At 62.2% G+C, this 26,006-nt stretch carries 23 protein-coding genes and 1 tRNA gene; 12 read left to right on the top strand and 12 right to left on the bottom strand.

Annotated features, from left to right (window positions below; translation table 11 throughout):
• Positions 1 to 29 precede the first annotated feature (29 nt).
• Positions 30 to 920 carry a sensor histidine kinase gene (locus ABVN19_RS04485; protein ID WP_028945913.1) on the top strand — a complete coding sequence of 297 codons (891 nt, stop codon included), beginning with the start codon at positions 30 to 32 and terminating at the stop codon, positions 918 to 920.
• Positions 917 to 1,576: a response regulator transcription factor gene (locus tag ABVN19_RS04480; protein ID WP_105642308.1), complete on the top strand. Its 660-nt coding sequence runs from the start codon at positions 917 to 919 to the stop codon at positions 1,574 to 1,576. The genes ABVN19_RS04485 and ABVN19_RS04480 overlap by 4 nt, the downstream gene beginning before the upstream one ends.
• Here ABVN19_RS04480 and yegS read toward each other — a convergent pair.
• On the bottom strand, positions 1,560 to 2,459 hold the full coding sequence (yegS, locus tag ABVN19_RS04475) for a lipid kinase YegS (protein ID WP_028945911.1): 900 nt from the start codon (positions 2,457 to 2,459) through the stop codon (positions 1,560 to 1,562). The genes ABVN19_RS04480 and yegS overlap by 17 nt on opposite strands.
• A gap of 262 nt (positions 2,460 to 2,721) precedes the next feature.
• On the opposite strand from yegS, the gene ABVN19_RS04470 reads away from it, so the two are divergent.
• Together ABVN19_RS04470 and ABVN19_RS04465 are read left to right on the top strand one after the other, a co-directional pair.
• Positions 2,722 to 4,176 carry a mannose-1-phosphate guanylyltransferase/mannose-6-phosphate isomerase gene (locus ABVN19_RS04470; RefSeq protein WP_028945910.1) on the top strand — a complete coding sequence of 485 codons (1,455 nt, stop codon included), beginning with the start codon at positions 2,722 to 2,724 and terminating at the stop codon, positions 4,174 to 4,176.
• Between the two features lie 66 nt (positions 4,177 to 4,242).
• Positions 4,243 to 5,490: a glycosyltransferase family 4 protein gene (locus tag ABVN19_RS04465; RefSeq protein ID WP_105642309.1), complete on the top strand. Its 1,248-nt coding sequence runs from the start codon at positions 4,243 to 4,245 to the stop codon at positions 5,488 to 5,490.
• On the opposite strand, the gene glp is transcribed toward ABVN19_RS04465, so the two are convergent.
• Positions 5,479 to 6,666 (bottom strand): gephyrin-like molybdotransferase Glp, encoded by a 1,188-nt coding sequence (glp, locus tag ABVN19_RS04460; RefSeq protein ID WP_105642310.1) that lies wholly within the window; start codon positions 6,664 to 6,666, stop codon positions 5,479 to 5,481. The genes ABVN19_RS04465 and glp overlap by 12 nt on opposite strands.
• A gap of 22 nt (positions 6,667 to 6,688) precedes the next feature.
• Entirely contained in the window at positions 6,689 to 7,228 is a 540-nt protein-coding gene (moaB, locus tag ABVN19_RS04455) for a molybdenum cofactor biosynthesis protein B (protein WP_028945907.1), read from the bottom strand.
• Positions 7,229 to 7,404: 176 nt separating this feature from the next.
• Here moaB and ABVN19_RS04450 point away from each other — a divergent pair, with 176 nt between their 5' ends.
• From ABVN19_RS04450 to ABVN19_RS04440, 3 genes are all read left to right on the top strand, one after another.
• The gene (locus ABVN19_RS04450) at positions 7,405 to 7,626 is read left to right on the top strand and encodes a YgdI/YgdR family lipoprotein (RefSeq protein ID WP_028945906.1); all 222 of its coding nucleotides are present in this window, start codon (positions 7,405 to 7,407) and stop codon (positions 7,624 to 7,626) included.
• Positions 7,627 to 7,691: 65 nt separating this feature from the next.
• Positions 7,692 to 7,768 (top strand) — tRNA-Pro (locus tag ABVN19_RS04445).
• Positions 7,769 to 7,902: 134 nt separating this feature from the next.
• A complete protein-coding gene (locus ABVN19_RS04440) occupies positions 7,903 to 8,277 on the top strand; it encodes a glycine zipper domain-containing protein (protein WP_028945905.1) in 375 nt (124 codons plus the stop codon).
• A 126-nt stretch (positions 8,278 to 8,403) separates the two neighbouring features.
• On the opposite strand, the gene mqo is transcribed toward ABVN19_RS04440, so the two are convergent.
• From mqo to ABVN19_RS04425, 3 genes are all read right to left on the bottom strand, one after another.
• Positions 8,404 to 10,002: a malate dehydrogenase (quinone) gene (mqo, locus tag ABVN19_RS04435; RefSeq protein ID WP_028945904.1), complete on the bottom strand. Its 1,599-nt coding sequence runs from the start codon at positions 10,000 to 10,002 to the stop codon at positions 8,404 to 8,406.
• Between the two features lie 392 nt (positions 10,003 to 10,394).
• On the bottom strand, positions 10,395 to 12,011 hold the full coding sequence (locus ABVN19_RS04430; RefSeq protein ID WP_105642311.1) for a methyl-accepting chemotaxis protein: 1,617 nt from the start codon (positions 12,009 to 12,011) through the stop codon (positions 10,395 to 10,397).
• A 151-nt stretch (positions 12,012 to 12,162) separates the two neighbouring features.
• The gene (locus ABVN19_RS04425; protein WP_028945902.1) at positions 12,163 to 13,935 is read right to left on the bottom strand and encodes an ABC transporter transmembrane domain-containing protein; all 1,773 of its coding nucleotides are present in this window, start codon (positions 13,933 to 13,935) and stop codon (positions 12,163 to 12,165) included.
• Between the two features lie 281 nt (positions 13,936 to 14,216).
• Here ABVN19_RS04425 and ABVN19_RS04420 point away from each other — a divergent pair, with 281 nt between their 5' ends.
• Positions 14,217 to 14,393 (top strand): PA1571 family protein, encoded by a 177-nt coding sequence (locus ABVN19_RS04420; protein WP_167332141.1) that lies wholly within the window; start codon positions 14,217 to 14,219, stop codon positions 14,391 to 14,393.
• Between the two features lie 53 nt (positions 14,394 to 14,446).
• Here the strand turns inward: ABVN19_RS04420 and pdxB are convergent, their stop codons facing one another.
• A complete protein-coding gene (gene pdxB / locus ABVN19_RS04415) occupies positions 14,447 to 15,589 on the bottom strand; it encodes a 4-phosphoerythronate dehydrogenase PdxB (RefSeq protein WP_028945901.1) in 1,143 nt (380 codons plus the stop codon).
• A gap of 145 nt (positions 15,590 to 15,734) precedes the next feature.
• On the opposite strand from pdxB, the gene ABVN19_RS04410 reads away from it, so the two are divergent.
• Positions 15,735 to 17,141: an MATE family efflux transporter gene (locus ABVN19_RS04410; protein ID WP_028945900.1), complete on the top strand. Its 1,407-nt coding sequence runs from the start codon at positions 15,735 to 15,737 to the stop codon at positions 17,139 to 17,141.
• On the opposite strand, the gene tusA is transcribed toward ABVN19_RS04410, so the two are convergent.
• Positions 17,138 to 17,380 carry a sulfurtransferase TusA gene (tusA, locus tag ABVN19_RS04405; protein WP_028945899.1) on the bottom strand — a complete coding sequence of 81 codons (243 nt, stop codon included), beginning with the start codon at positions 17,378 to 17,380 and terminating at the stop codon, positions 17,138 to 17,140. The genes ABVN19_RS04410 and tusA overlap by 4 nt on opposite strands.
• Before the next feature lie 97 nt (positions 17,381 to 17,477).
• Positions 17,478 to 18,542: a 23S rRNA (cytidine(2498)-2'-O)-methyltransferase RlmM gene (gene rlmM / locus ABVN19_RS04400; RefSeq protein ID WP_028945898.1), complete on the bottom strand. Its 1,065-nt coding sequence runs from the start codon at positions 18,540 to 18,542 to the stop codon at positions 17,478 to 17,480.
• 253 nt (positions 18,543 to 18,795) lie between these two features.
• Here rlmM and acnA point away from each other — a divergent pair, with 253 nt between their 5' ends.
• From acnA to ABVN19_RS04385, 3 genes are all read left to right on the top strand, one after another.
• Entirely contained in the window at positions 18,796 to 21,537 is a 2,742-nt protein-coding gene (gene acnA, locus ABVN19_RS04395) for an aconitate hydratase AcnA (protein WP_028945897.1), read from the top strand.
• Positions 21,538 to 21,689: 152 nt separating this feature from the next.
• Entirely contained in the window at positions 21,690 to 22,463 is a 774-nt protein-coding gene (locus ABVN19_RS04390) for a type II CAAX endopeptidase family protein (RefSeq protein WP_028945896.1), read from the top strand.
• A gap of 75 nt (positions 22,464 to 22,538) precedes the next feature.
• Positions 22,539 to 24,104 carry a PAS domain-containing methyl-accepting chemotaxis protein gene (locus ABVN19_RS04385; protein WP_028945895.1) on the top strand — a complete coding sequence of 522 codons (1,566 nt, stop codon included), beginning with the start codon at positions 22,539 to 22,541 and terminating at the stop codon, positions 24,102 to 24,104.
• A gap of 41 nt (positions 24,105 to 24,145) precedes the next feature.
• Here the strand turns inward: ABVN19_RS04385 and ABVN19_RS04380 are convergent, their stop codons facing one another.
• From ABVN19_RS04380 to ABVN19_RS04370, 3 genes are all read right to left on the bottom strand, one after another.
• Complete coding sequence (locus ABVN19_RS04380) at positions 24,146 to 25,033, bottom strand: pseudouridine synthase (RefSeq protein ID WP_028945894.1); 888 nt, start codon at positions 25,031 to 25,033, stop codon at positions 24,146 to 24,148.
• A gap of 50 nt (positions 25,034 to 25,083) precedes the next feature.
• Positions 25,084 to 25,395, bottom strand: a complete 312-nt coding sequence (locus ABVN19_RS04375; protein ID WP_028945893.1) for a hypothetical protein — start codon at positions 25,393 to 25,395, stop codon at positions 25,084 to 25,086.
• Positions 25,396 to 25,487: 92 nt separating this feature from the next.
• Positions 25,488 to 25,919: a D-Ala-D-Ala carboxypeptidase family metallohydrolase gene (locus ABVN19_RS04370; RefSeq protein ID WP_028945892.1), complete on the bottom strand. Its 432-nt coding sequence runs from the start codon at positions 25,917 to 25,919 to the stop codon at positions 25,488 to 25,490.
• Between the last annotated feature and the right edge of the window lie 87 nt (positions 25,920 to 26,006).

The raw sequence follows: 26,006 nt of genomic DNA, 5'->3' as shown, positions 1-26,006 counted from the left end.
ACAGCGAAATTTCAGTGGCTTCATTTCCTATGCTCACAAGCCTCAAGACATTCACGCACTGGCGTCCCGGGGCCGCCCTGATGCGCTGGTCGGCCGCGCTTTTGTGCCTGGCCTCGATCGTCGCCAACCTGGTGCTGTATCTGGCCGGCCAACCGATGACTGCCGCTGTGATGGCCGTGCACGTGGTGGCGATGTTGAGCATCGGCTGGCACCTGCGCCACTGGGCACGCACCATTGCCCTGCGCCCGGCCGAACTTGCCGATCGCCTGCTCAAAGTCCAGGAGAACGAGCGCCAGCGCCTGAGCCGTGAACTTCACGACGAAATCGGCCAGTTGCTGACTGCAGCCAAACTTCAGGCCAGCTGGCTGCAGCGGCGCGCGCCGAACGAGCTGCAAGCGCAATGCAGCACCCTGCTCAGCACGCTGGATGACACCCTGGCCAACGTGCGCGACGTCTCGGCCATACTCAACCCTCGCCAGCTTTCCAGCCTGGGGCTGGAAGCCAGTTTGCGCGCACACTTGCTGCGGACCCTGGAGAACACCAACGTCAATTGGAGCCTGGAGTGCCGCCAACGCCTGGGGGGTGTTCCCGAGGATATGGCCATCGCAGCCTTTCGCATCACCCAGGAAGCGGTAACCAACATGTTGCGCCATGCCCGCGCCAGTAATCTGCTGGTCTGTATCCAGCGCCTGCCTGAAGGCCTGTCATTAAGGATCAACGATGACGGCCAGGGGTTTTCGCCTGCCAGCAACCCCGCCGACGAAGGACAGCGAGGCATGGCCGGCATGGCCGAGCGGGCCAGCCTGCTCGGTGGCAAGCTGTCGGTCAGTAGCCAGCCTGGCCAAGGCACCCGGATCCAGGCCCTGTTTCCCTGGCCACCGCGCACCCTCGAACGCGCCAAGACAAGTACCGCCCCATGACCTGTAGTTTGCTGCTGGTGGACGACCACTCACTGATACGCGCCGGCGTCCGCGCCCTGGTGTCGGACATTCCCGGCTATACAGTGATTGGCGAAGGCGACGATGGCAACCAGGTCATCGAGCTGGTCGAGCAACTGGACCCGGATATTGTGCTACTGGACATCTCCATGCGCTCGACCAGCGGCTTGCAAGCCCTCAGCTGCCTGCGCGCCAGCGGCTGTCGCAGCAAGGTATTGATCCTGTCGATGCACACCGATCCCGAGCTGATCATGCAGGCCCTGGAAAGCGGCGCCCATGGCTATCTGCTCAAGGACACCACGGCCACCGAACTGGAACAAGCGCTGGCGGCGCTTCGCAGCAACGAGCGTTACCTGAGCCCGGCCATTGCCCATACGGTGATCAACCAGGCTCTGCTGCGCGCCCAGACCAACAAACCACCCGCCAGCGAAAACCACAACCTGACAGCGCGCCAGCTGGAGATCCTGCGCCTGATCGTGCGCGGCAAGTCCACCCGCGAAATTGCCCAAGGGCTGGGCCTGAGCATCAAGACGGTAGAAACCCACCGCTCACAGATCATGAAACGCCTGCAGATCTACGACGTTGCAGGCCTGGTGCTGTTTGCCGTACGCGAACAGATCATCAGCCTCGACGACTGAGCAACGACGAACCGGCCGGCAGGTGTACCCGCAGCGCTGCTGGCAGCACTTCAAAGCGCAGGCTCTCACCTTGCAGCGGCTCACCGTCCAGGTTGATGTCCAGGCCTTGCGAGCTCTTGATCTCGACCCAGGGCAGGCGTGCACGCACAAACATGTTCTCAAGGCCCAAGCCATCGCTGAGCAGGTTGCGCAAGGTACTGACCATTTCCTGGGGGGCCGGCAGAATACTGATATCCAGCAGCCCGTCATCCGCCTGCGCCTCGGGGCACAGCACGTGCCCACCCCCTGCCTGCCGGCCGTTGCCGATCCCCAGGGCCAGCAAGTCGCCTTGCCATTGAAAGTCTGGTCCGTGCAACTCCACCGACGCCGCACTGAGCTCGCTGAAGCGAGACAAACCGGTGAACAGGTAGGCCGCCGCACCCAATACCTTTTTCAGGTCTTCAGACGTATTGGCCGTGACCTGGCTGCCGAACCCGCCCGTGGCCATGTTGAGGAAGACCTGCTCGCCGACCTGCCCAAGATCAATCGCTCTGGCGGGCACCTCCAGCAACGCCAGCGCCTGATCCGGTTCGAGCGGTACGCCAGCGGCCCGGGCAAAGTCATTGGCCGTACCCAGGGGCAGCAGCACCAGGCTGGCCTCAGTGCGCGCCCGGGCCATGGCCTCGGCAACGTCGCGCAAGGTGCCATCACCGCCGCCCGCCACCAGCTGGCCATATCCTGCCGCCAGCGCCTCCTCGACCAGACGGGCGGCATCGCCCCCCTCCCAGGTCACCCGTACATCCAGTTGCCAGCCACGCTCGCGCATGGCGCCAACCGCCGCCCGCACGTCCTCGTTCATGGCTTGCTTGCCGTGCAGGATCATCAAAGCCTTGCGCTGCGCCATTGTCTTCCCCACGTTTTAGATGCCTCGAGCGCCTTTGGACCGACACAAACACGTGAATGCTGCACACCTGATTGCCGATGTAACGGATAATTCCCAGGCGCCTGCATGCAGCAAAATTGTAAACATGGCCATTTGCACCCAGCACTCGACAAATTATTGGCCATACTTAATACAACCAATAAGAGTGGCATTTTATTGACACTCAAATACAGAATTTTCTTACTGCACTGTAGCTCCAGTGCACCGACTTCAAGGCCATTAGATGAGCGCTCTGATTCCCTGCATCATCGCCGGTGGCGCCGGCACTCGGCTCTGGCCCGTTTCCCGCGAAACCATGCCCAAGCCTTTCATGCGCCTGCCCGATGGTCAGAGCCTGCTGCAAAAAACCTTTGCCCGCGCCAGCAACCTGCCCGGCGTCGAGCGCGTGCTGACGGTGACCCACCGCGAGGTGTACTTCCGCACACTGGATGAGTATCGCCAGGTCAACCCGGCCAGCCTGGACCTGGACTTTATCCTCGAACCATTCGGACGCAACACGGCACCCGCCATCGCCGCCGCAGCCCTGCACTGCGCCAGCCTCTACGGCGAGGACGCCCACCTGCTGGTGCTGCCGGCCGACCACCTGATCACCGACCTGGATGCCTTCGAGCGCGCCATCGGCGATGCCCGCACGCTAGCGGAACAGGGCTGGCTGAGCACATTCGGCCTGGTACCGGATCGTGCGGAAACCGGGTTTGGGTACATCGAAAAAGGCCAGCCACTGGCCGGCCCTGGCTACAAGGTCGCGCACTTCGTCGAAAAGCCCGACGCCGAGCGAGCCCGAGCGTACCTGCGGGGCGGTCAACACTTGTGGAATGCCGGCATGTTCTGCATGCGCGTGGATGCGATTCTCGCCGAACTTGAGCGCCACGCCCCCCAGGTACTGGCCGCCGTCAACCACTGCCTGCAACACAGTTCGTGCAAGCAGGGCCTGGGTGAACTGCAACTGGAGCTCGACCCGACAACGTTCGAGACAGTGCCGGACATTTCCATCGACTATGCCGTGATGGAGCGTTCGCACCAGGTTGCCGTCCTGCCGGCAACGCTTGGCTGGAGCGATATCGGTTGCTGGCAGGCCGTGCGCGCGCTTCAAGCCGCCGACCCTCAGGGCAACCGCTGCAACGGCGAAACCGTGCTGCACGATGTACGCAATTGCTACATCGACTCGCCCCGCCGCTTGGTAGGTGGCGTGGGCCTGGACAACCTGATCATCATCGATACACCCGACGCCTTGCTGGTGGCCGACGCTTCGCGCAGCCAAGAGGTCAAGGTGATTGCCCAGCAGTTGAAGCATCAGGGCCATGCGGCTTATCGCCTGCACCGCACTGTCGATCGACCGTGGGGCACCTACACGATTCTTGAGGAAGGCCCGCGTTTCAAGATCAAGCGCATCATGGTCCACCCGCAAGCGTCACTGTCACTGCAAAAGCACCATCACCGCAGCGAACACTGGATTGTGGTCAGCGGCACAGCCCGGGTGACCAACGGCGAAAAGGAATTCCAGCTCGACACCAACGAATCGACCTTCATCAAGCCTGGGCGGGTACATCGCCTGACCAACCCCGGCGTGATCGACCTGGTCATGATCGAAGTACAAAGTGGCGAATATCTGGGCGAGGACGACATCGTGCGCTTTACTGATAGCTACGGACGCGCCCGGGAGCCAGCCATCGGCTGACACCCCGGGCGCGTCCTTGTTATCTGCATGTCGTCGTCACCGGCCCGGTAACAGAGGAAAGGGGTCATGCGCGTACTCTGGACACTGCCTTACCTGCCCTGGCCGACCACCAGCGGCGGCAAATCCCGGCAATATCACCTGCTGCGCAGCCTGGCGCAGCGCGGTCACCAGATCACCTTGCTGGTGCAATCGAAGATCCCACCCAGCGAAGCGGCGCGCCAAGCGCTCGAGCCCCTGCTCGAACGCCTGATCGTGCTGCCCAGGCGGCCCTTGCACAGCCCGCTGAATGTCCTCGCGGCGCTGTACGTCGGTTACCCCATGCGGGCCAGCGTCAACGGCCTGGCACCGCATCTGCGCCACTGCTTCGAGCACCTGCTGGACGAGCACTGGGATGTAATCCAGATCGAACACAGCTACAGCTTCCAGCCATTCGAGAGGGCCCTGCAAGCCCGCGGCCTGCCCTTCGTGCTCAGCGAACACACGATCGAATCAGCCGCAGGCGATGCCTGTCACGACCGTCTGCCGCTGTGGTTGCGCCCCTTCAATGCCTTCGACCGCTGGCGCTATCGGCACTGGGAAAGCCGTGTGCTGGGCCAGGCCCGCGAAGTGGTAGCAGTGAGCCCCTCCGATGCCGAACACATCCGCCAGATGACCGGCAACCCCGCTTCGCTGGTGATCAACGGTGTCGACTGCGCGCACTTTCACGACATTCACCCCTCGCCGCACAGTCAGCGGCTATTGTTTGTCGGCAATTTCGAGCATGGCGCAAGCCTGGAAGCGGTTGAGTGGGCGCTCGAAGACATCCTGCCGCAGGTGTGGCAGAGCAATCCGGCAGTGCGCCTGGCCGTGGTTGGGTATGGGCTGCCAGAAAGCTGGAAGTCACGCTGGACCGATCCGCGGATCGAATGGGTCGGGTATCTGCCTGATCTGCGCGAGCTTCAGCGCCATTCAGCAATTTTCTTCGCGCCACTGCGCTATGGCGGCGGCTCGAAAATCAAAGTTCTGGAGGCCATGGCGGCAGGCTTGCCGGTCGTCACTACGCTCAAGGGCGTGTCTGGATTGCAAGTGAACCTGGGCGAGCACTACCTGGGCAGCGACGACGCCGATCAACTGGCGCTGCTGATCACCCAATTGCTCAATCAGCCCTGGCGCATGCGCCAACTGTCAGAGGCGGCGCGCCAGTTCGTCAATGATCGCCATGACTGGAGCATTGCTGCCGCGCAGCTCGAAAACGTACATGCGCGCCTGACTCAGCGTGCGCCGATACGTGCCGAGCCGAGCAGCAACGGCCTGCTCAGCCGTTCAGCCGAGTAGCTCGCTCAAGGGAATGAACTGCACGCTGTCGCCCTTGGTCGGTGTAGTGCCCTCACGGACCTCCACCAGGCCCTCGGCCCACGCGGCACTGCGCAATACACCCGAGTTCTGGTTCTTGTAGATGAGCGCCTGCCCTTGCTCCAGGCGTGCTCTCAGGTACTCGCGGCGATTGCCGGCAACCGGCCAGTCGAAACCCGCAGGCACTGCAAACTGCAGCGGCGCCACATCGACCACACCCTGGCGGCGCAGCAGATAGGGACGTGTCAGCAGCCCGAAGGTCACCAGCGTCGAGGCTGGATTGCCCGGCAGGCCAATGACCGGCACACCGTTGTAGTGCCCGAAAGTCAGCGGCTTGCCGGGCTTGATCGCCAGTTTCCACAGCGCAATTTCACCGGCTTCGCGCAGGGCGAGCCCCAGATAGTCGGCCTCGCCGACCGAAACGCCTCCGGTAGAAAGGATCAGGTCGACGTGCTGCAAGCCGGCAAGGCAATCCCGGGTTTTCTGCAGGTCGTCGGCAAGAATACCGGCGTCGATCACTTCGCATCCCAGGCGTTGCAGCCAGCTCACCAGCAAACGCCTGTTGCTGTTGTAAATCTGCCCAGGCCCAAGCGGCAAGCCCGGCTCAACCAGTTCATCGCCGGTAGACAGCACAGCCACCTTGACCTTGCGCACCACGGTGAGCCCGGCAAACCCGAGCGTGGCAGCCAGACCCAACTCGATAGGCCCCAGGCGCGTACCGGCGGCCAGTACCGACTCGCCCTTGTGAGCCTCTTGGCCCTGCGGGCGAACATTCTGGCCGACGCGCAGCGGCTCGGTGAAACGTGCGCGCTGATCGGCCTGGACCTCGACGTTTTCCTGCATCTCGACGCAGTCGGCGCCTGGCGGCAGTGGCGCGCCAGTGAAAATCCGCGCACAGGTACCTGGCTCGAGCGGCTGCGGGGCGTGCCCGGCAAAAATCCGCTGGCTGACTGGCAACGGCTCGCCCTGCCAATCGGCAAGACGCAGGGCGTAACCGTCCATGGCACTGTTCGGCCAGGGCGGCAGGTCAAGTCCTGCGACCAGTTCCCGGGCCAGCACCCGGCCTTCAGCCTCTGCCAGCGCCAGCTGTTCGACCTCAACGATCGGCGCTGCTTCTGCCAGGGCCAGCAATTGCGCCAGGGCATCCTCGACCGGCATCAAGGCTCTGTTCACAGGCGCCTCAGCCACGAGTCGCGCAGGGTTCGGCCTGCTTCAGGTGGGTGACAAAGTTGCAAGGACGATGACGAGCGTCCAACTGTTCGGCAAGGATTCCGTCCCAGCCGGTGCGCACCGCATTGGTAGAACCTGGCAAGCAGCAAACCAGAGTACCGTTGGCCAGCCCTGCGAGGGCACGGGACTGCACGGTAGAGGTGCCGATATCCGCCACAGAGATGTGGCGGAACAGCTCACCGAACCCCTCGACCTGCTTGTCCAGCAGGCAAGCGACCGCCTCCGGGGTGCTGTCGCGACCGGTGAACCCGGTACCGCCAGTGATCAGCACCACCTGCACTTGTTCATCGGCAATCCAGGTGGCCACCTGGGCGCGAATCTTGTACAGGTCGTCCTTGAGCAACACCCGTGCGGCAAGGCCATGGCCGGCCTCGGTGAGTCGATCGACAAACATCTGGCCGGAGGTGTCGGTGTCCAGGGTACGGGTGTCGCTGACCGTCAACACCGCGATGTTCAGCGGCACGAAAGGGGTATCTGCCTTGGCTTTCATCAGACCTTGAATCCATGAGTGGTAGGGAGTATGGGACGAATTTATATCACAGCCCCTCGCAGGATTTTTGCCCGTCACTATCGGTTGGCAACCGCTATGCTGCAATCGACAAGGAACTTGCGCAGCCACCCTGCGTCTGAAGAACAATACGCACCATCCTTAACTGGAGAAACACCATGATTAAACGGACCCTTCCCGCTTTCCTGCTCGCCCTGGGTCTGGGCACCCTGGCCGGCTGTGCATCACCGACCGTCATCACCCTGAATGACGGGCGAGAAATCCAGGCAGTCGACACGCCGCAGTACGATGAGGAGTCGGGTTTCTACGAATTCGAACAACTTGATGGCAAGCAAACCCGTATCAACAAGGATCAGGTGCGTACCGTCAAGGACCTCTGAAACCTGCGCCAAGCCTCCTGAAGGGGGCTTGCCCGGGAGAAAATTTTGAGTAATATTTTCTCCATCGGAGTGTAGCGCAGCCAGGTAGCGCGTCTCGTTCGGGACGAGAAGGCCGCAGGTTCGAATCCTGTCTCTCCGACCAGACCGCTCAACGAAAAGCCCGCCTTGATGCGGGCTTTTTCGTGCCTGTCATTCCACAAACTGCACTGGCCAGCATTGCGCCGCGACGACGGTGCCAGCAGAATGCGCGCCTTTCGAACTTTGAGGTTGATTCACATGCGTAAGACTCTTGCCGCCCTGACCCTGGGCCTGCTGTGCGCACACGGCGCCGTGGCTGGCGATGGCCAGACTGCTATTGGCGGTGGCCTGGGTGGTGCACTGGGGAACGTGGTCGGGCAGAAGCTCGGCGGCAGTACCGGTGCCGCGATCGGTGCCGGCGTCGGCGGTGCCACGGGCAGTGCCATGGCCGCGAAGAAAGGCAACAAGACCAAGGCAGCCATTGGTGGCGGCCTGGGTTCGGCCGGTGGTTCGCTGGTAGGCAACAAGCTCGGTGGCAAGACCGGCGCTACCATTGGTGCCGGCCTGGGCGGCGCGGCCGGTGGCGCACTGGGCAACAACCTGGCCGATGACCATCGCAAGAAGCGTCACTGATAGCGTCAATTGCAGGGCAAACCCGCGCCTACCGATAGGAGCAGGCTCGCCCCGCGATGCTTTCAAGGCCCGGAAACTAAACAACCCCCTGCAAAGGGGGTTGTTCGTTTCTACCGACGCTGATGCTTACAGTGCAGGCTCAGCCTGTACCGCAGCGGTCTCTTCCGGCTGTACGGGAACATACAGCAGACCCAGGCGCGAACTGCTCCATTCACGGGTCTTGTTGGTCAGCTCAAGGTTGTTGTTGAGCTTCTGGCCGTAGGTCGGAACGATCTCCTTGAGCTTGGACTGCCACTCAGGGGTCTTGATGCGATCCTTGTAGGTCTTCTCCAGCACGGTCAGCATGATCGGTGCAGCGGTCGAGGCGCCTGGCGATGCACCCAGCAGCGCGGCGATGGTGCCGTCCTGGGAGGCTACGACTTCGGTACCGAACTGCAGCACGCCGCCGTGAACCGGGTCTTTCTTGATGACCTGAACACGTTGACCGGCCTGCAGCAGCTTCCAGTCTTGATCCTTGGCATTCGGGTAGTACTCGCGCAGGGCATCCATGCGGTCTTCGAAGCTGAGCATCAACTGACCCATCAGGTAGGTGCTCAGGTCGATGTTGTCGATACCCGCATGCGTCATCGGCAGGATGTTGTGGGTGGTCAGCGCCGCGAACATATCCAGCAGCGAACCGTTCTTCAGGAACTTGGTGGAGAACGTGGCGAACGGGCCGAACAGCAACACTTCCTTGCCGTCGATCACACGGGTGTCCAGGTGCGGAACAGACATCGGTGGCGCGCCGACCGAAGCCTTGCCGTACAGCTTGGCCTTGTGGCGGGAAACAATGTCCTGGTTGTCAGTCATCAGGAACTGGCCGCCTACCGGGAAGCCTGCGTAGCCATCAGCCTCGGGAATGCCCGACTTCTGCAGCAGTTTCAGGGCGCCACCACCGGCACCGATGAAGACGAACTTGGCCTTCACGCTGCGCTCCACACCCTTGTTGGCCAGGTCTGCTACGACCACGGTCCAGGTGTTGTCGGCATTGCGCACGATGTCGCGCACTTCGTGCTGCACGTGCAGCTTGACGTTGTCGTGCTTGGTCAGCGAAGCGATCATCTGGCGAGTGATCTCGCCGAAGTTGACGTCGGTACCAATCGACATGCGGGTTGCGGCAATCTTCTGGTCGGCAGCACGGCCTTCCATCACGACCGGCACCCACTTCTGGATCTGGGCGTGGTCTTCGGAGTATTCCATGCCGCGGAACAGTGAACTGTGCTGCAGGGCTTCATGGCGCTTCTTGAGGAACTCGACGTTCTTCTCGCCCCAGACAAAGCTCATGTGTGGAACGTTGTTGATGAACGATTTCGGGTTGCTCAGCACATTCTGCTCGACCTGATAGGCCCAGAACTGCTTGGAGATTTCGAACTGCTCGTTGACCCCGACCGCTTTGCTGATGTCGATCTTGCCGTCGGCACCTTCGCTGGTGTAGTTCAGCTCGCAGAACGCGGAGTGACCGGTACCGGCGTTGTTCCAGGCGTTGGAGCTTTCTTCGGCGACCTTGTCCAGGCGCTCGTAGATGTCGATCGACCAGCCCGGCTCCAGCTCATTGAGGTAGGTACCGAGACTTGCGCTCATGATGCCGCCGCCGATCAACAGCACGTCTACGGTTTTCTCTGGCTCGCTGGGCTTGGAGCAGCCGATGACACTCAGGCACAGGAGCGTCAGCAGGATTTTTTTCATAATTCAATCCAATTGAGGTGAAGTAATTGGCAATGACCGCTGGTCCCGTTGTGCACGCCCGGATTCTTGTTGTCGCTCGCGCAGACCAAAGCTTAGCTGGGCCCGGCACTCAGGCAACTGGCCTGAACGCACGCGCTAGGGTTGGCGGCTGGGGTTGTTCGATGGATCGGGAACGGTCGTCACCCTGACGGTTGGCTGTACAGATGGCCGCCGGGTGCTTGCGAGGCATAGGCCTACCCGCCTATAAGCACAAAGCAGGCCAACTTTTGCAATACCAAGGGCTAATAGCTAGGACGAGTCGTCGCACCCCATATTTATCGGTTTTATTGGCGACATTCCGCCACGCCTATGGCCTCGGGACCAACAATGTGGCGGATTTCCCCCCTGCCTGATCAGGCACTCAACCGCGCAGTCACTTCGCCCAACTGCCCCGACAAGCCATGCAAACGATGTCCCGCCTGCTCGGCATGCTGCACGGCTTGCTGGTTGGCGGTGGCGATACGGGTGATTGCCACCAGATTGCAAGAAATGTCTTCGGCGACATTGGTCTGTTCTTCAGCGGCGGTAGCTATCTGTCGGTTCATGTCGCGAATGGCTTCCACGGCCACGGTAATGCGTTGCAGCATCTGGCCGGCATGCTGCACCTGCTCGGCACCCTCCTCGCTACGCTGCTGACCGCTTTCGATGGCCTTGACCGCCTCCAGGGCACCGGACTGTACCGCGCTGATAATCTGGTTGATTTCAGCAATCGAGGCCGCCGTGCGCTGGGCCAGGCTGCGCACCTCGTCGGCGACCACAGCAAAGCCGCGACCCGCCTCCCCTGCGCGCGCCGCCTCGATGGCAGCATTCAGCGCCAGCAGGTTGGTTTGCTCGGCAATCCCGCGGATCACTTCCAACACCTTGCCGATCCGGGCGCTGTCAGCCTCGAGGTGGCGAATCACCGCCGCCGTGCCGGCAATTTCCTGATTGACCGTAGCGATGGTGGCGATCGTGGCCTGCATCACCTGTTTGCCTGCCTGGGCACTGTGATCGGCGTCATCGGCCGCACGCGCAGCCTCCGCGGCATGGCGCGCAACTTCCTGGGCAGTGGCCGACATTTCATGCATCGCCGTGGCTACCTGGTCGGTGCGCTGGAACTGGTCATCGGTGCCGCGGGCCATGCTGCCGGCAAGGGTGCGCAATTCGCCGCTGGCGGTTTCCAGCTCGCCTGCATTGTCCTGCAAGCGAACGATGGTATCGGCGAGAAAATCACGCAAGGTGTTGGCCGCGACCGCCAAGCGGCCCAGCTCGTCCTGGCGATTGCTGGGAACGTGCGCCTCGAAACGCCCCTGGCTCAACTGCGCGACATATTCAATCAAGCCACGGATCGGCTCGATCAGGCTACGGTTCACCAGCCACAGGCTGAGCAGGCCGACCAGCAACGCCGAGCCGAACATCACCAGCAGCCCCAGCCACACCGTACGCTCTGCCGACTGGCTGATAGCATGGGCGCGAGCCTGGGCTTCGCTGCGCAGTTGACTGACCAGTGTGCTCATTTGCTCACTGGCGGCGCGGTCCACACCCTTGACAGCCTGATCGCCGACCACGGGATCGGCGCCCGCGGCAAGAAATGCCTGCCGCCCCCGCTCATAAGCCTGCCCGAGCTGGCGGTGGCTTTCCTTCAACTGCTCGGCGCGCGCCCTGAGCGTCGCATCGCTACCCTGGATCAATTGCTCGAGAATGCGCTGTACCTGCTGCTCACGGGCGAGAAATTGCTGCCAGTATCTATCCCGTTCGGCCGGCTGTTTACCACGCAACAGCACGTTCTTCCACTCCTGAACCTGAACCTTGAACTGCAAGTTGGCCTCATCGATCAACTGTGAGGCTTGTAGCGGTCCGTCAATCAACTGCCCATACCCGCGCACACTGGACGACAGCAATTGAAAGCAGACCAGCGCGATCAGCAGTATCGCCAACAGGCTGCCACCGAGTAAGGCAAGAATTTGCACTCTGAGGGATTTACGCAACATCGGAAGGAATCTCGGTACAAGAAGATAGGGAGCAACAGGCGAAAAAAAAGCTGCCATCGGTCGATAGCAGCCAAGTTCGAGCGTTACGCAACAGCTGGGATAGATACTCTCAGGGGATTGCTACAGAAATGTGACAGCCTGTGGAACCCTGTCACAAATCCGTAATGACATTGAATTGCAGCGCCGCCAACCGGGCGTATAGCGGGCTTTCGGCAATCAGCTGGCGATGGGTGCCGATCGCCACCAGACGCCCCTGGTCAATCACCGCGATGCGGTCGGCATGCTGCACGGTGGCCAAGCGGTGAGCGATCACCAGGGTGGTGCGGCCGCTCATCAGGGTCGGCAGCGCCTGCTGAATCAGGTACTCGCTCTGGGCATCCAGGGCACTGGTGGCCTCGTCCAGCAACAGGATCGGTGCATCCACCAGCAACGCCCGGGCTATTGCCAGCCGCTGCCGCTGACCGCCAGACAACCCCAAACCCGCATCGCCCAAATGGGTCTGATAGCCCTGAGGCAATTGCAGGATGAATTCATGGGCATGGGCGCTGCGGGCGGCAGCCTCTACTTGCTCGAAGCTGGCATCGGCGCGGCCGTAGCGGATGTTCTCTTCTACGGTGCCGAAAAACAGTGCGGGATTCTGGGCCACCAGGGCGAAGTGCCGGCGCAGGTCCTGCGGGTCGAGCCGGTTCAGGTCCTGGCCATCAATCAGAATGCGGCCCTGCTGGGGATCATAAAAACGCAACAACAGGTCGAACAGGGTCGACTTGCCCGCCCCCGAAGGCCCGACCAGTGCCAGGGTTTCCCCCGCTTCCACGCTAAGGCTCAAACCGTCGATGGCCGCAGGTTCTGGCCGCGAGGGGTAGGCAAAGTGGATGCCCTGCAGTTCAAGATGACCGCTGACCCGTGCCGGCGTGCGTTCCACCCCCTCTGCCGGAGCGGTGATTTCGCTGCGTGCAGCCAGCAGCTCTGCTATTCGTTCGGCCGCCCCGGCAGCGCGCTGCAGTTCGCCAATGACTTCACTCAATGTGCCAAAGGCACCGCCCACGATCAGGCTGTAGAACACAAAAGCTGCCAGCTCTCCGGCCGTAATCCGCCCCGCGATCACATCCATGCCACCGACCCAGAGCATGACGCCAACAGCCCCGAGTACCAGTACGATCACCAGCGTGATCAACCAGGCGCGCTGCAGAATGCGCTTGCGGGCAACGCTGAAGGCCGCCTCCACCGTACTACCAAAACGCTGCTGGTCCCGCGCCTGGTGATTGTAGGCCTGCACGGTCTTGATCTGCCCCAGAGTCTCGGCCACGTAGCTGCCCACATCGGCCACGCGGTCCTGACTCTGACGCGACAGCGTGCGCACCCGACGCCCGAAGATCAGGATCGGTGCCAGCACCAGCGGCAAGGCCAGCACCACGATGCTGGTGAGCTTGGGGTTGGTGATGAACAGCAGAACGATCCCCCCCAGCACCATCAGGGCATTGCGCAGGAACAGCGACAACGACGAACCGATCACCGATTGCAGCAAGGTGGTATCGGCGGTCAGGCGCGACTGGATTTCCGAGCTGCGGTTACGCTCAAAAAAGCCCGGGTGCAGGAAGATCAGATGGTCGAACACCTGCTGGCGGATATCGGCCACGCACCGCTCACCGATCCACGACACCAGGTAAAAGCGGCTGAAGGTACCGATTGCCAGCGCCAGCACCAATATCAGGAAAAAACCGATGGACTGGTTGAGCAATTGCGGAGAGCGGGTCATGAACCCCTGATCGACCATCAGGCGTATGCCCTGCCCCAGGGACAAGGTGATGCCCGCCGTAACCACCAGTGCCAGCAAAGCCAACAACACCTGCTTGCGATAAGGTCGAATGAAGCGCCAGCCCAGGCGCAGCGCCTGGCGCTGGCGGGAAGAAAAGCGATTGAGCATGAAAGGACCGTTGATCAGCAGTTTCGTCCAGCCTACACCTGACCGCTCGTCTTGCGCCAAGGAACTCGCGGCAAGGCAGGCCGTCGGATCCGGAACGGGCATGCGAACCTTTAAGGTCCGCACTGAAAGTGGCTAGACCGTTTCGTTCTAAAGTACTGCTGGAGGTTTAGTCGGCTTTCTGGTGGACTGGAAGGGTCGTACAGTGATCACCGAAGAGGCTGTCACAGCCCGGTCACGAAGCGCATCTAGTCTGAGCTTGCAACCTGATGAGGAGACAGGAAATGGGCTTGCAACAGGGTAGTAACACGCAGCAAAAAACCACGCCTAACCCACAGGCGCCGGTAGGTGGATCGATCATTGACCAACATGGCAAAGAGATCACGATCACCGAAGAGATGATCCAGCAAGCCTGCGAGAAGCTGGAGCAGAGCCGCAAGGAACCCGCCAAGAAAGACTGACCCACCCAGATTCTTCAACCCGGCATATACGCCGGGTTTTTGTTGCCTGTGATTCAGACCAGCACGCCGCCCAGGGCACGAACCATCTGCGCCAGTTGCGGTGCGTCGCCCTGCAAGCGCACGGTCAGGCCTTCGATCTCGCGACGAGAAGGGTAATGCTTGCGCAGTGTGTCGAACGCCGCTTTTTGCTCGACCGGATCATTGCTCAGGCTGCGACGGAAATCCGCATCGTCGCGGCGCGGGTCGTACACGGCGCGGCACAGGGTAGCCAAGGCCCAGGCCGGATCGGTTTCGGCCTGCAGGCCAATTTCGGCCAACCAGGGTTGCGGCAGCAGGTCGGCCAATTGTACCGCGGCAGGCTCACCGCGCCAGGCACAGAAAGCCTGATAGATCTGTGAAGTACCGCGCTGTTTGCCGTCCAGGCTGTAGCCTGCAATGTGTGGCGTGGCCAGTACACAGAGATCGGCCAATTCCAGGTCTACCTGTGGCTCGCCCTCCCAGACATCCAGCACGGCCAGCACGTCTTCGCGCGCCAGCAGCAGCTCGCGCAGCGCCTCATTATCGATGACCGGACCACGGCTGGCGTTGATCAGCCAGGTGCCCGGGCGCACACCGGCCAACTGTCGGGCGCCGAGCAAATGCCAGGTGGCGTTTTCGCCTTCGCGAGTCAACGGGGTGTGCAGGCTGATCACGTCGCAGTCGGCGAGAATCTGCTCCAGGCTTACGTAGTCGCCGCCTTCGCGGGCCTGGCGCGGCGGATCGCAGACCAGCACCTTCCAGCCCAGCCCGCGCAACACGCTCACCAGGCGCCCCCCCACCTCACCCGCTCCGACCACACCATAGGTGCGGCGAGGCAGTTCGGCGCCATCGAGTTCGGCCAGGGTCAACAGGCTGCCCAGTACATAGTCCACCACCCCGCGCGCATTGCAGCCTGGGGCGCTGGACCACTCGATACCGGCCTGGGCAAAATAATCCAGGGCCAGGTGGTCGGTGCCGATGGTGCAGGTACCGACAAAGCGCACCTTGCTGCCTTCGAGCAATGCCTGATCGACACGGGTCACCGAGCGCACCAGCAGAACATCGGCGTCTTTCACGCAGGCCGCGTCGATGGCGCGTCCAGGGTGGCGGCGGATCTCGCCAAAACCTGCAAAAAAGGCATCGAGCAGCGGGATATTCTCGTCGGCAACAATCAGCATGGCGCTCTCCTATCGGGGTGCGCAGTGTAGGCGCTTGACGGAGGCTAATCCAGCAAGGTGGGTAACCAACCGGTGCATTTCCTGACCGAGGCGTCAAAGCGTACACTACGCCGTTCCGCGCAACTTTCTTGTGGACGCCTGCCTTGTGACATCGATGACCAACGACACCCTTCCTCCCACCCTGCCCCGCGCCGCACGAATCCGTACCGAGCTGCGCGGCCTGCTGCTGCTGGCGTTACCCATTATCGTCGCGCAGCTGGCCACTACTGCCATGGGCTTTGTCGATGCCGTCATGGCCGGGCGGGTAAGCCCACGTGACCTGGCCGCCGTGGCACTGGGCAACTCGATCTGGATTCCGGTGTTCCTGCTGATGACCGGCATCCTCCTGGCCACCACACCCAAGGTCGCACAGCGCTTCGGCGCCGGCCAGCACGCCGAGATCGGCCCACTGGTGCGCCAGGCCCTGTGGCTGGCACTGCTTGTCGGGTTGATTGCCAGCGGCCTGCTGGTTTGCGCGGAGCCGATCCTGCAGTTGATGAAGGTCGACCCGCAACTGATCGACCCCAGCATGGGCTACCTGCAAGGCATCGCCTTCGGCTTTCCTGGCATTGCCCTCTATTACGTACTGCGCTGCTACAGCGACGGCCTGGGTCGTACCCGCCCGAGCATGGTGATTGGTGTACTGGGCCTACTGCTGAACATCCCGCTCAACTACGTGCTGATCTATGGGCACTTCGGCTTGCCGGCGCTGGGTGGCGTCGGCTGCGGCTGGGCCAGCGGCATTGTCATGTGGTTCATGGCGCTGAGCATGGCCGGCTGGAGCCGCTGGGCTCCGGCCTACCAGAACAGCCGCGTGCTGGTGCGCTTCGAACGCCCGCAGTGGGCGGTGATCAAGCGCTTGATGGGCGTCGGCCTGCCGATCGGCATTGCAGTGTTCGCAGAATCGAGCATTTTCGCCGTGATTGCCCTGTTGATTGGCAGCCTCGGCGCGACCGTAGTAGCTGGGCACCAGATTGCCCTGAACATCAGCTCGCTGTTGTTCATGATTCCGTACTCATTGGGGATGGCGGTAACGGTACGGGTCGGCCAGGCCCTTGGCGCAGGTGAGCCTCGCCAGGCCCGCTTTGCCGCCCTGGTTGGGTTGGGCGCGGCACTGATGTTCGCCTGCTTCTCGGCGGGATTGATCCTGCTGATGCGCGAGCCGATTGCCTCGATCTACACCCCGGACACGACAGTGATCCAGATTGCCGCGATGCTGATCGTGTACGCCGCGCTGTATCAGTTCTCCGATGCGATCCAGGTGATCGCGGCCGGTGCCCTGCGTGGTTACCAGGACACCCGAGTCACCATGATCCTGACCCTGTTCGCGTACTGGGGTATCGGCTTGCCGGTCGGCTACCTGCTGGGCCTGACCGACTACTTCGGCCCGGCCAGTGGCCCCAATGGCTTGTGGGAAGGCTTGATCGCCGGCCTGACCTGCGCAGCGTTGATGCTGTCGATTCGCCTGGCACGCAGCAGCGGCAAACACATTCGCCGCGCTGAACGGGCTTAGTCGGCTTTCTTGCGAATCCAGTACAGGTAGATGCCCGCTTCTTCCTGTTGCTGGACCAGCTCGTGGCCCAGGAACACACAGAACTTGGGAATATCGCGACGGGTCGACGGATCGGTAGCGATCACCTTGAGCAAGCCGCCAGCGGCCAGGTCGCGCACGTGCTGGTGCAGCATCATCACAGGCTCCGGGCAGTTGAGCCCAGTGGCGTCGAGGGTTGCGTCTGGGGTGAGAACGGTCATGTAGAACTCCGGAAACAATCAGCTATTGTCGGTAGGAGCGGGCTTGTCCCGCAATTTTCATGGGCATCACTGGCCTCATCGCGGGGAAAGCCCGCTCCTACCGTGGTTTGAGGTCCAGGCGGCGCAGGTGGCAGGTGACCTCTTCACGGTCGTGGTACAGCTGCTTGCAGCCGATCGACACCTTGACCTTGCGCGCCTTGAAACCCTCCTCGATCCGCTCCAGCAAGCGCCGTACCTCGGCATAGCGCTGCTTCATCGGCAACTTCAGGTTGACCACCGCCTCACGGCACAGCCCTTCGCCCAACCAGGTTTCCAGCAGGGCTGCACTGCGCGCCGGCTTTTCGACGATGTCGCAGACCATCCAGTCCACCGTCTGCCTGGGCTTGTAGGTAAAGCCATCTGCCATCAGGTGCTGGACCAATCCGGTATCCATCAGGCTCTCGGCCATCGGGCCGTTATCAATGGCCGTCACCAACATACCGCGCTTGACCAGCTGGTAGGTCCAGCCGCCCGGCGCTGCACCGAGGTCGACGCCTGTCATGTCATCCGACAGCCGCGCCTCCCACTGATCACGGGGAATGAAGTGATGCCAGGCCTCTTCCAGTTTCAGGGTCGAGCGGCTCGGCGCTTCGCGAGGGAACTTCAAGCGCGGGATGCCCATCGGCCACATCGCCGAGTTGTCAGCTGCCGCCAGGCCGACAAACACTCGCCGGCCACTGACGAAGGTCAGCAGCAGGCGTGGTTTGCTCGGGTCGTCGACCAAGCGCCCGGCCTTGCTCAGGGCCTTGCGCAACGGCACCTCGAACTTGCGGCAGAACGTCGAAAGCTCTTTGCCGTCGTTGGTGTCCATGACTTCCAGCCACAGGCTGCCACACACCGGGTAATCGCCCAGGGATTCCAGCAACACGCTGATACGGTCGGTTTCCGGCAGCTCGATGTAGGCACCACGGGCCCACTGCCGAGGGAAGATCAACTGGCTGAAGTGCAGTTCACGCATCAAGCGCTCGGTGCCTTCGGCATCGTTGCAGATGAATTCGGCACAAGCACTCTGTGGCTTGGCCTTGGCGTAGCCGGCGACGTTCAACCGCGCGGCATGGTCGGCGATTTCGGAACACACTTCGCCCTCGAAACCGGGCCGGCAATGCATAAACAGGGTATTCATCTTCACTCCAGAACGGTTGGCGGCCAAACACCCCAACCCTGACCGGGCGCAATTCACAGCGCCGGTAAATCGGCGAATGATAAAGGAAGTTCGGAACCTGCGACACGCCCCGCCGGTCCAGTACTTGGTCAGGCCCGCCAAACAGGGCTAACCTGACCGCTCAGCCAGGTCCGTGCCGTGCGGACCGTCACAGAGGCGGTGAATCGGCGACTGCAGGGAAGATTGCCGATCACCGGCGCAGAAGGAGTTGGAAATGCCCTCGCTCGATAGCCTGAAAACCCTCAAGACCTTGACGGTCGCCGACCGTGCCTATCACTACTTCAGCCTGACCGCGGCCGCCAAGAGTCTCGGCGATCTGCAACGCCTGCCCATGTCGCTGAAAGTGTTGCTGGAAAACCTGCTGCGCTGGGAAGACGCCAAGACCGTCACCCGCGACGACCTTGGCGCCCTGGCCGACTGGCTCAAGGAACGGCGCTCCGACCGTGAGATCCAGTACCGCCCGGCACGGGTATTGATGCAGGACTTCACTGGCGTACCGGCCGTGGTCGACCTGGCCGCCATGCGTGCCGCCATGGCCAGGGCCGGCGGCGACCCGCAGCGGATCAATCCGTTGTCGCCGGTGGACCTGGTCATCGACCATTCGGTAATGGTCGACCGTTACGCCAGCCAGGAAGCCTTCGCCCAGAACGTCGACATCGAGATGCAGCGCAACGGTGAACGCTATGCCTTCCTGCGCTGGGGCCAGAACGCCTTCGACAACTTCAGCGTGGTGCCACCGGGCACCGGCATCTGTCACCAGGTCAACCTGGAATACCTTGGCCGCACGGTCTGGACCCGCGAGGAAGACGGTCGCACCTATGCCTTCCCCGACACGCTGGTCGGCACCGACTCGCACACCACCATGATCAATGGACTGGGCGTACTCGGCTGGGGGGTTGGCGGTATCGAGGCAGAGGCCGCCATGCTCGGCCAACCAGTGTCGATGCTGATTCCGGAGGTCATCGGTTTCAAACTGACCGGCAAACTGCGTGAAGGCATCACCGCCACCGACCTGGTGCTGACGGTCACCCAGATGCTGCGCAAGAAAGGCGTGGTAGGCAAATTCGTTGAGTTCTACGGCGACGGCCTGGCCGACCTGCCGCTTGCCGACCGCGCCACCATCGCCAACATGGCCCCGGAATACGGGGCCACCTGCGGATTCTTCCCAGTCGACCAGGTTACCCTGGACTACTTGCGCCTGTCGGGTCGCCCCGAGGCAACCGTCCAACTGGTCGAAGCCTACTGCAAGGAGCAGGGCCTGTGGCGCCTGCCCGGTCAGGAACCGGTATTCACCGACACCCTGGCACTGGACATGAATGAAGTCGAAGCCAGCCTGGCCGGGCCCAAGCGGCCCCAAGACCGGGTCGCGCTGTCTCAGGTCAGTCAGGCGTTCGACAACTTCCTCGGCCTGCAACTGCGTGCCTCCAACAAAGAGGTGGGCCGCCTGGAAAGCGAAGGCGGCGGCGGTGTGGCCGTGGGCAATGCCGATCAGGCTGGCGAGGCCAGTTATGAACACGAGGGGCAAAGCCACCTGCTGCGCGATGGCGCGGTGGTGATCGCGGCGATCACCTCCTGTACCAACACGTCCAACCCCAGCGTCATGATGGCCGCAGGTCTGGTGGCGAAAAAAGCCGTCGAAAAAGGCCTCACGCGCAAACCCTGGGTCAAGAGTTCGCTGGCCCCCGGCTCCAAGGTGGTGACCGACTACTACAAGGCTGCCGGCCTTACGCCCTATCTGAATGAACTGGGTTTCGATCTGGTCGGCTACGGCTGTACCACCTGTATCGGCAACTCGGGACCGCTGGACGACGCCATCGAAAAAGCCATTACCGGCGCCGACCTCACCGTGGCCTCGGTGCTGTCAGGCAACCGCAACTTCGAAGGCCGGGTGCATCCGCTGGTGAAAACCAACTGGCTGGCCTCGCCACCGCTGGTGGTGGCGTATGCCCTGGCGGGCAGCGTGCGCCTGGACCTGTCCACCGAGCCGCTCGGTACCGACACCCATGGACAACCCGTGTACCTGCGCGACATCTGGCCGAGCCAGCAAGAAATCGCCGCGGCGGTGGCCAGCGTCAACACCGCGATGTTCCACAAGGAGTACGCCGAAGTCTTCGCCGGTGACGCCCAATGGCAAGCCATCGACGTGCCCCAGGCAGCGACCTATGTGTGGCAGGACGACTCCACCTACATCCAGCACCCGCCGTTCTTCGATGACATCACCGGCCCCTTGCCGCACATCGAAGACATTCACGGCGCTCGGGTACTGGCCCTGCTCGGCGACTCGGTGACCACCGACCACATCTCCCCGGCTGGCAACATCAAGGCCGACAGCCCCGCCGGTCGCTATTTGCGCGACAAGGGTGTAGAGCCGCGTGATTTCAACTCCTACGGCTCGCGTCGAGGTAATCATGAAGTGATGATGCGCGGCACTTTCGCCAACATCCGTATCCGCAACGAGATGCTCGGCGGCGAAGAAGGTGGTAACACCTTGTATGCCCCCACCAGCGAGAAGATGGCGATCTATGACGCGGCCATGCGCTACCAGGCCGATGGTACCCCGCTGGTGGTGATTGCAGGCCAGGAGTACGGCACCGGTTCCAGCCGCGACTGGGCGGCCAAAGGCACTAACCTGCTGGGGATCAAAGCGGTGCTGGCCGAGAGCTTCGAGCGTATCCACCGCTCCAACCTGGTCGGCATGGGGGTGTTGCCGCTGCAATTCGTCAGCGGCCAGACCCGCAAGACCCTGGCCCTGGACGGTAGCGAGCGCATCGACATTCTTGGTCTGAGCAACGCGGACATCCGGCCTCACATGCCGCTGAACTTGAAGATCACCCGCTCGGATGGTCGCCAGGAACAGATCGAAGTGTTGTGCCGCATCGACACGCTCAATGAAGTGGAGTACTTCAAGGCCGGTGGCATCCTGCACTATGTGCTGCGGCAATTGATCGCAGCCTGAAACAAAGGCCCGGCCCACGACGGCCGGGCCTTCTTCGCTGGGACGCCGGCCAGCATGGCGGCGCGCCCGGTCCTTGGCATGGCCGATGAACGTGTCCTGGTTGGCGCCCAGGGAGTCGTAAGCATCAGGTCTTCACTGCCAAAGGAATCTACATGCTTGTCTCGCAAGGAATCGGACTGGCCATGCTAGGCCTGGGCTACGCCGTTGCACTTGCACACGGCAGCCTTGGCCTGCATGCCGTGCCTGGCCTGGTCGCCCTGGCAGGAGCCGGGCTGCTGGCGAACCGCTCCGTCCGCTGGCAACAGTCACTCGGCCACGCCCTGTTCATATTGCTGGCACTGAGCCTGGCCCTGCACTGGGTTCCGGGTTTCCAGGGTGCCAAGGTGATCGACAAGGCTGTTTTCAGCGATGGTGCCCTGCCGTTCTCCATGCACCTGAACCTGGACAAACCCTTGATCGGTTTCTGGCTCCTGCTGGCCTGCCCCTGGGTGCTGGGTATCGGCGGCAAACGCCCAGCGGCGGGCCTGGCCCTGACGCTGGCGACGATCATCGCCGTGTGCCTGGGCGGTGCCTGGCTACTGGGCATTGTGGCCTGGGCGCCCAAATGGCCCGAGCAAACCTGGATCTGGGCGCTGAATAACCTGCTACTGGTCAGCTTGACCGAAGAGCTGCTGTTTCGCGGGTACATCCAGGGCGGGCTCGAACGCCTGCTGCACCACCGCACCCTGGCGCTACTGCTGGCCAGCGGCATATTCGGTATTGCTCACCTGGGTGCTGGCTGGCAGTGGGTGCTGCTGGCAACCCTGGCAGGCCTTGGCTACGGCCTGGCCTATCGTCAGGGTGGGCTGTATGCCGCCGTGCTCTGCCATTTCGCGCTTAACCTGAGCCACTTCGTCGGCTTCACCTACCCCCTGTTGAAACCGTGACGAACTGCAAATATTCATTCAACAAAACCTCCACGCTGCCGATACCCCTCGAAAGCCTTGCGGATTGAACAGCTTATGCGTAACAACCAGCCGATTACCCAGCGCGAACGGACTTTCCCTGCTCAACAACGCTTGATCTCCACTACCGATGCCAAAGGTGTGATCACCTATTGCAACGATGCCTTTGTCGAGATCAGCGGTTTTTCCCGCGAGGAGCTGATGCGCGCGCCGCACAACCTGGTGCGCCACCCGGATGTGCCACCTGCCGTGTTTGCGCACATGTGGGCCACGCTCAAGCAAGGCTTGCCATGGATGGGCATCGTCAAGAACCGCTGCAAGAATGGCGACCACTATTGGGTCAACGCCTACGTCACGCCGGTGTTCGAGAACAATCAGGTGGTGGGCTTCGAGTCGGTGCGGGTCAAACCCACGGCCGAACAGATCCGCCGGGGCGAAGCCCTGTACCAGCGCATCAACCAGGGCAAGTCGGCGATTCCGCGTCGCGATAAATGGCTGCCGGTGGTGCAGGACTGGTTGCCGTTTATTCTGGTCAGCCAGGTTGGTTTCCTGATCGGCAGTTGGCTGGGGCATTCCTGGGGCTTCGCCCTGGCTGCTGCCCTGTCGGTGCCACTCGGCCTGCTGGGCTTGAGCTGGCAACAGCGCGGCCTCAAACGCCTGCTGCGCCTGGCCGAACAGACCACCTCCGACCCACTCATCGCGCAGATGTACACAGACAGCCGTGGAGTCCAGGCCCGCCTGGAAATGGCAATGCTCAGCCAGGATGCACGCATGAAGACCTGCCTGACCCGCCTGCAGGACACCGCCGAGCACCTCAACGAACAGGCGCGGCAATCCGATACCCTGGCCCATAACAGCTCGTCGGGCCTGGAGCGTCAACGAGTCGAGACCGAACAGGTCGCTGCTGCAGTCAACCAAATGGCCGCCACCACCCAGGAAGTGGCCAATCACGTTCAGCGCACAGCCGATGCCACACAGGAAGCCAATCGCCTGACTGGGCGCGGGCGCGACATCGCCGGCGAGACCCGTGATGCCATCCAGCGGCTGTCGGCTGCCGTGGGCGAAACCGGCCTGACCGTGACCCAACTGGCCCGCGACAGCGATGAAATCGGTGGCGTGGTCGATGTGATCAAAGGCATTGCCGATCAGACCAATCTGCTGGCACTCAATGCGGCCATCGAAGCGGCCCGCGCCGGCGAGATGGGCCGAGGCTTTGCCGTGGTAGCCGATGAGGTTCGCCAACTGGCCCAACGCACCGCCGAGTCTACCGGGCAGATTCATAACCTGATCGCCAAACTGCAGCAGACCGCCACCAATGCCGTGCAGACCATGGAGGCCGGCCATCGCCAGGCCGAGGAAGGCGTGGCGCGGGTAATGGAAGCCGACCAGGCCTTGGTCGGTATCAGCGAAGCAGTGGCCAACATTACCGACATGGCCACCCAGATTGCCGCCGCGACCGAAGAGCAGACGGCGGTGGCCGACGAGATCAGCCGCAATATCAGCACCATTGCCGAGTTGGCGGACCAGACCTCCGAGCAGGCCCAGCATTCGGCGCTGCTCAGTGAAGAGCTGACTCGAACCGCCACCAGCCAGTACTCACTGGTAGAACGCTTCAACCGCTGAAAAAAACGGCGCACCCGGTACCGGGTGCGCCGTTTCCTGCCTTACCAGTCGAGTGTCAGCCGACTTTCAAAATAGCGTTCTGCGCCACTGAGTGGGTCCTTGAAGCGCAGGCTATGGGCAAGCAGCTTCAATGGCCTGCTGTAGTCGTCCGGCTGGTGGACCACCTGCGGGTAGAACGGATCATTGCAGATACTCGCCCCCAGCGCAGTCATGTGGACGCGCAACTGGTGGGTCTTGCCGGTGACCGGTGACAAGCCGTATCGCCAAAGCTCGCCGTGCTTCTCCAGTACCTCGGCGAGGGTCTCGCTATTGCTCTGCCCTTCGACTTCCTGCATGCGAAAGAACGGTTCGCCATTGACCATGCGGCTTTTGTGCACCCGTGGAAACTCGAGCTCAGGCAACGCCCGGGCAATGGCCTGGTAACGCTTGTCGATCTGGCGATTGGGGAACAACGACTGGTAGGCCGAGCGACTCTGCGGATTGGCGGAAAACAACACGAGCCCGGCGGTGTGCCGGTCAATGCGATGCAGGGGCACCAGGTTGGGGTTGCCCAGGCGACGGATCAGGCGGCGCAACAAGGTGTGCTCGACATACTCGCCCGTCGGGGTGACCGGCAGGAAATGGGGTTTGTCCGCGACCACCAGGTGCTCATCGACGTGCAGGATCTGCTCTACAACCGGGATCGGCTTCTCGTTGGGCACTTCGCGAAAATAGTGGATGCGCAACCCAGGCTTGTAGGCCAGTGTCACCGCGATCGGCTCCCCCTGGGCATCCAGCACCCGTCCGCGGGCGATACGATCAAGCCATTGCTCGCGCCCAATGGCTTTGAAATGGTCGCTCAGGCAATCGAGCACCGTCTCCCAGTTGCCAGGTGGCAGGCAGACCGTGCTGGCTTGGTGCTGGGCCGGATCGAAAGGGGCAGTGGCCATGGAAACGCTCGTGACGGATTGGTCGGGCATTATCCCGCATGCCCGGCGCCTCAGCCAGCCTGGGGTGCCGCCGCCTCGACGAACTCCTTGAGCCAGCGCAGTACGTCGACAGCGTCCCAGCGGCCTGGGTCATACAAGGCATAGATAAGCCCCTGGTACCCCACCACATCCAGCGGCCGGTGAAACCCGGCACGCTGGAACAAGGCTTCGATCTCGGCAAAGCAGGTGTTGAAATGCAGTTTGTTGAACGGCGTCTTGCCCTCCAGCACCAGGCCATCGAGGCGCAACTCCAGCACCGCCTCGCTCACCACCTCGGTGGACATGCGATTGACGGTGTATTTCAGTTGTTCGACATTGACCATGATCCGGACCCTCGGGGTAAACGCCACCCCATATACTGTGTTTATATACAGCATATTCAGAGATGCCTGTCGCGTCAATCAGCCAGCGCCTGTCAGACCACGCCGGGAAGATAACCGGTACCGCGGCGGATCGTCAGCAATTGCCGACGCTGCTGCGCATCGCCAAGGCCGATGTGTACCCACTGGTCGTATTCGAGAATCAGTTGATCGAACATCAGCCGGCTGTCGGCCACGCTTCGCGCCAACGCTGCCGGTGTGACGCCCGGTACATTGATATCCGCGGCCAGGCCCCGGGTATGCGCACTCCCGGGCGTCCCGCCCAGGGCACTGTTCAGTTCGACACTGCGATAGCCACTGCTGACCAGTACTGGCTTGCCGTGCAGCAGCCGTACGCGTTCGAGAAAGGCGCACAACCGACGAAGGTTGGCCATGATCTGCGGGGAGGGTGAATTGTCGAGGCCCCGACGCGCTGCCGTCTCCGACACCGTCATCTCAGCCAGCGTGAAGTGTTCACTCAAGTACATGGCCCGCTCCTTGGCATGCGATTGCAAAGCCAGGATTGTCCATGCCCCCCCCCTGTCATGCACGACAGGAAACGCTCCCCACGTGCG

Source organism: Pseudomonas vranovensis (assembly GCF_040438935.1).
Lineage (GTDB): Bacteria > Pseudomonadota > Gammaproteobacteria > Pseudomonadales > Pseudomonadaceae > Aquipseudomonas > Aquipseudomonas vranovensis.
This window is presented reverse-complemented; position numbering and strand designations above follow the sequence as displayed.

What these genes read in the sequence shown, in the direction of transcription:
- ABVN19_RS04485 (WP_028945913.1), top strand. Translation starts at nt 30, where the DNA reads ATGCTCACAAGCCTCAAGACATTCACGCACTGGCGTCCCGGGGCCGCC.
- ABVN19_RS04480 (WP_105642308.1), top strand. Translation starts at nt 917, where the DNA reads ATGACCTGTAGTTTGCTGCTGGTGGACGACCACTCACTGATACGCGCC.
- yegS (WP_028945911.1), bottom strand. Translation starts at nt 2,459, where the DNA reads ATGGCGCAGCGCAAGGCTTTGATGATCCTGCACGGCAAGCAAGCCATG.
- ABVN19_RS04470 (WP_028945910.1), top strand. Translation starts at nt 2,722, where the DNA reads ATGAGCGCTCTGATTCCCTGCATCATCGCCGGTGGCGCCGGCACTCGG.
- ABVN19_RS04465 (WP_105642309.1), top strand. Translation starts at nt 4,243, where the DNA reads ATGCGCGTACTCTGGACACTGCCTTACCTGCCCTGGCCGACCACCAGC.
- glp (WP_105642310.1), bottom strand. Translation starts at nt 6,666, where the DNA reads ATGCCGGTCGAGGATGCCCTGGCGCAATTGCTGGCCCTGGCAGAAGCA.
- moaB (WP_028945907.1), bottom strand. Translation starts at nt 7,228, where the DNA reads ATGAAAGCCAAGGCAGATACCCCTTTCGTGCCGCTGAACATCGCGGTG.
- ABVN19_RS04450 (WP_028945906.1), top strand. Translation starts at nt 7,405, where the DNA reads ATGATTAAACGGACCCTTCCCGCTTTCCTGCTCGCCCTGGGTCTGGGC.
- ABVN19_RS04440 (WP_028945905.1), top strand. Translation starts at nt 7,903, where the DNA reads ATGCGTAAGACTCTTGCCGCCCTGACCCTGGGCCTGCTGTGCGCACAC.
- mqo (WP_028945904.1), bottom strand. Translation starts at nt 10,002, where the DNA reads ATGAAAAAAATCCTGCTGACGCTCCTGTGCCTGAGTGTCATCGGCTGC.
- ABVN19_RS04430 (WP_105642311.1), bottom strand. Translation starts at nt 12,011, where the DNA reads ATGTTGCGTAAATCCCTCAGAGTGCAAATTCTTGCCTTACTCGGTGGC.
- ABVN19_RS04425 (WP_028945902.1), bottom strand. Translation starts at nt 13,935, where the DNA reads ATGCTCAATCGCTTTTCTTCCCGCCAGCGCCAGGCGCTGCGCCTGGGC.
- ABVN19_RS04420 (WP_167332141.1), top strand. Translation starts at nt 14,217, where the DNA reads ATGGGCTTGCAACAGGGTAGTAACACGCAGCAAAAAACCACGCCTAAC.
- pdxB (WP_028945901.1), bottom strand. Translation starts at nt 15,589, where the DNA reads ATGCTGATTGTTGCCGACGAGAATATCCCGCTGCTCGATGCCTTTTTT.
- tusA (WP_028945899.1), bottom strand. Translation starts at nt 17,380, where the DNA reads ATGACCGTTCTCACCCCAGACGCAACCCTCGACGCCACTGGGCTCAAC.
- rlmM (WP_028945898.1), bottom strand. Translation starts at nt 18,542, where the DNA reads ATGAATACCCTGTTTATGCATTGCCGGCCCGGTTTCGAGGGCGAAGTG.
- acnA (WP_028945897.1), top strand. Translation starts at nt 18,796, where the DNA reads ATGCCCTCGCTCGATAGCCTGAAAACCCTCAAGACCTTGACGGTCGCC.
- ABVN19_RS04390 (WP_028945896.1), top strand. Translation starts at nt 21,690, where the DNA reads ATGCTTGTCTCGCAAGGAATCGGACTGGCCATGCTAGGCCTGGGCTAC.
- ABVN19_RS04385 (WP_028945895.1), top strand. Translation starts at nt 22,539, where the DNA reads ATGCGTAACAACCAGCCGATTACCCAGCGCGAACGGACTTTCCCTGCT.
- ABVN19_RS04380 (WP_028945894.1), bottom strand. Translation starts at nt 25,033, where the DNA reads ATGGCCACTGCCCCTTTCGATCCGGCCCAGCACCAAGCCAGCACGGTC.
- ABVN19_RS04375 (WP_028945893.1), bottom strand. Translation starts at nt 25,395, where the DNA reads ATGGTCAATGTCGAACAACTGAAATACACCGTCAATCGCATGTCCACC.
- ABVN19_RS04370 (WP_028945892.1), bottom strand. Translation starts at nt 25,919, where the DNA reads ATGTACTTGAGTGAACACTTCACGCTGGCTGAGATGACGGTGTCGGAG.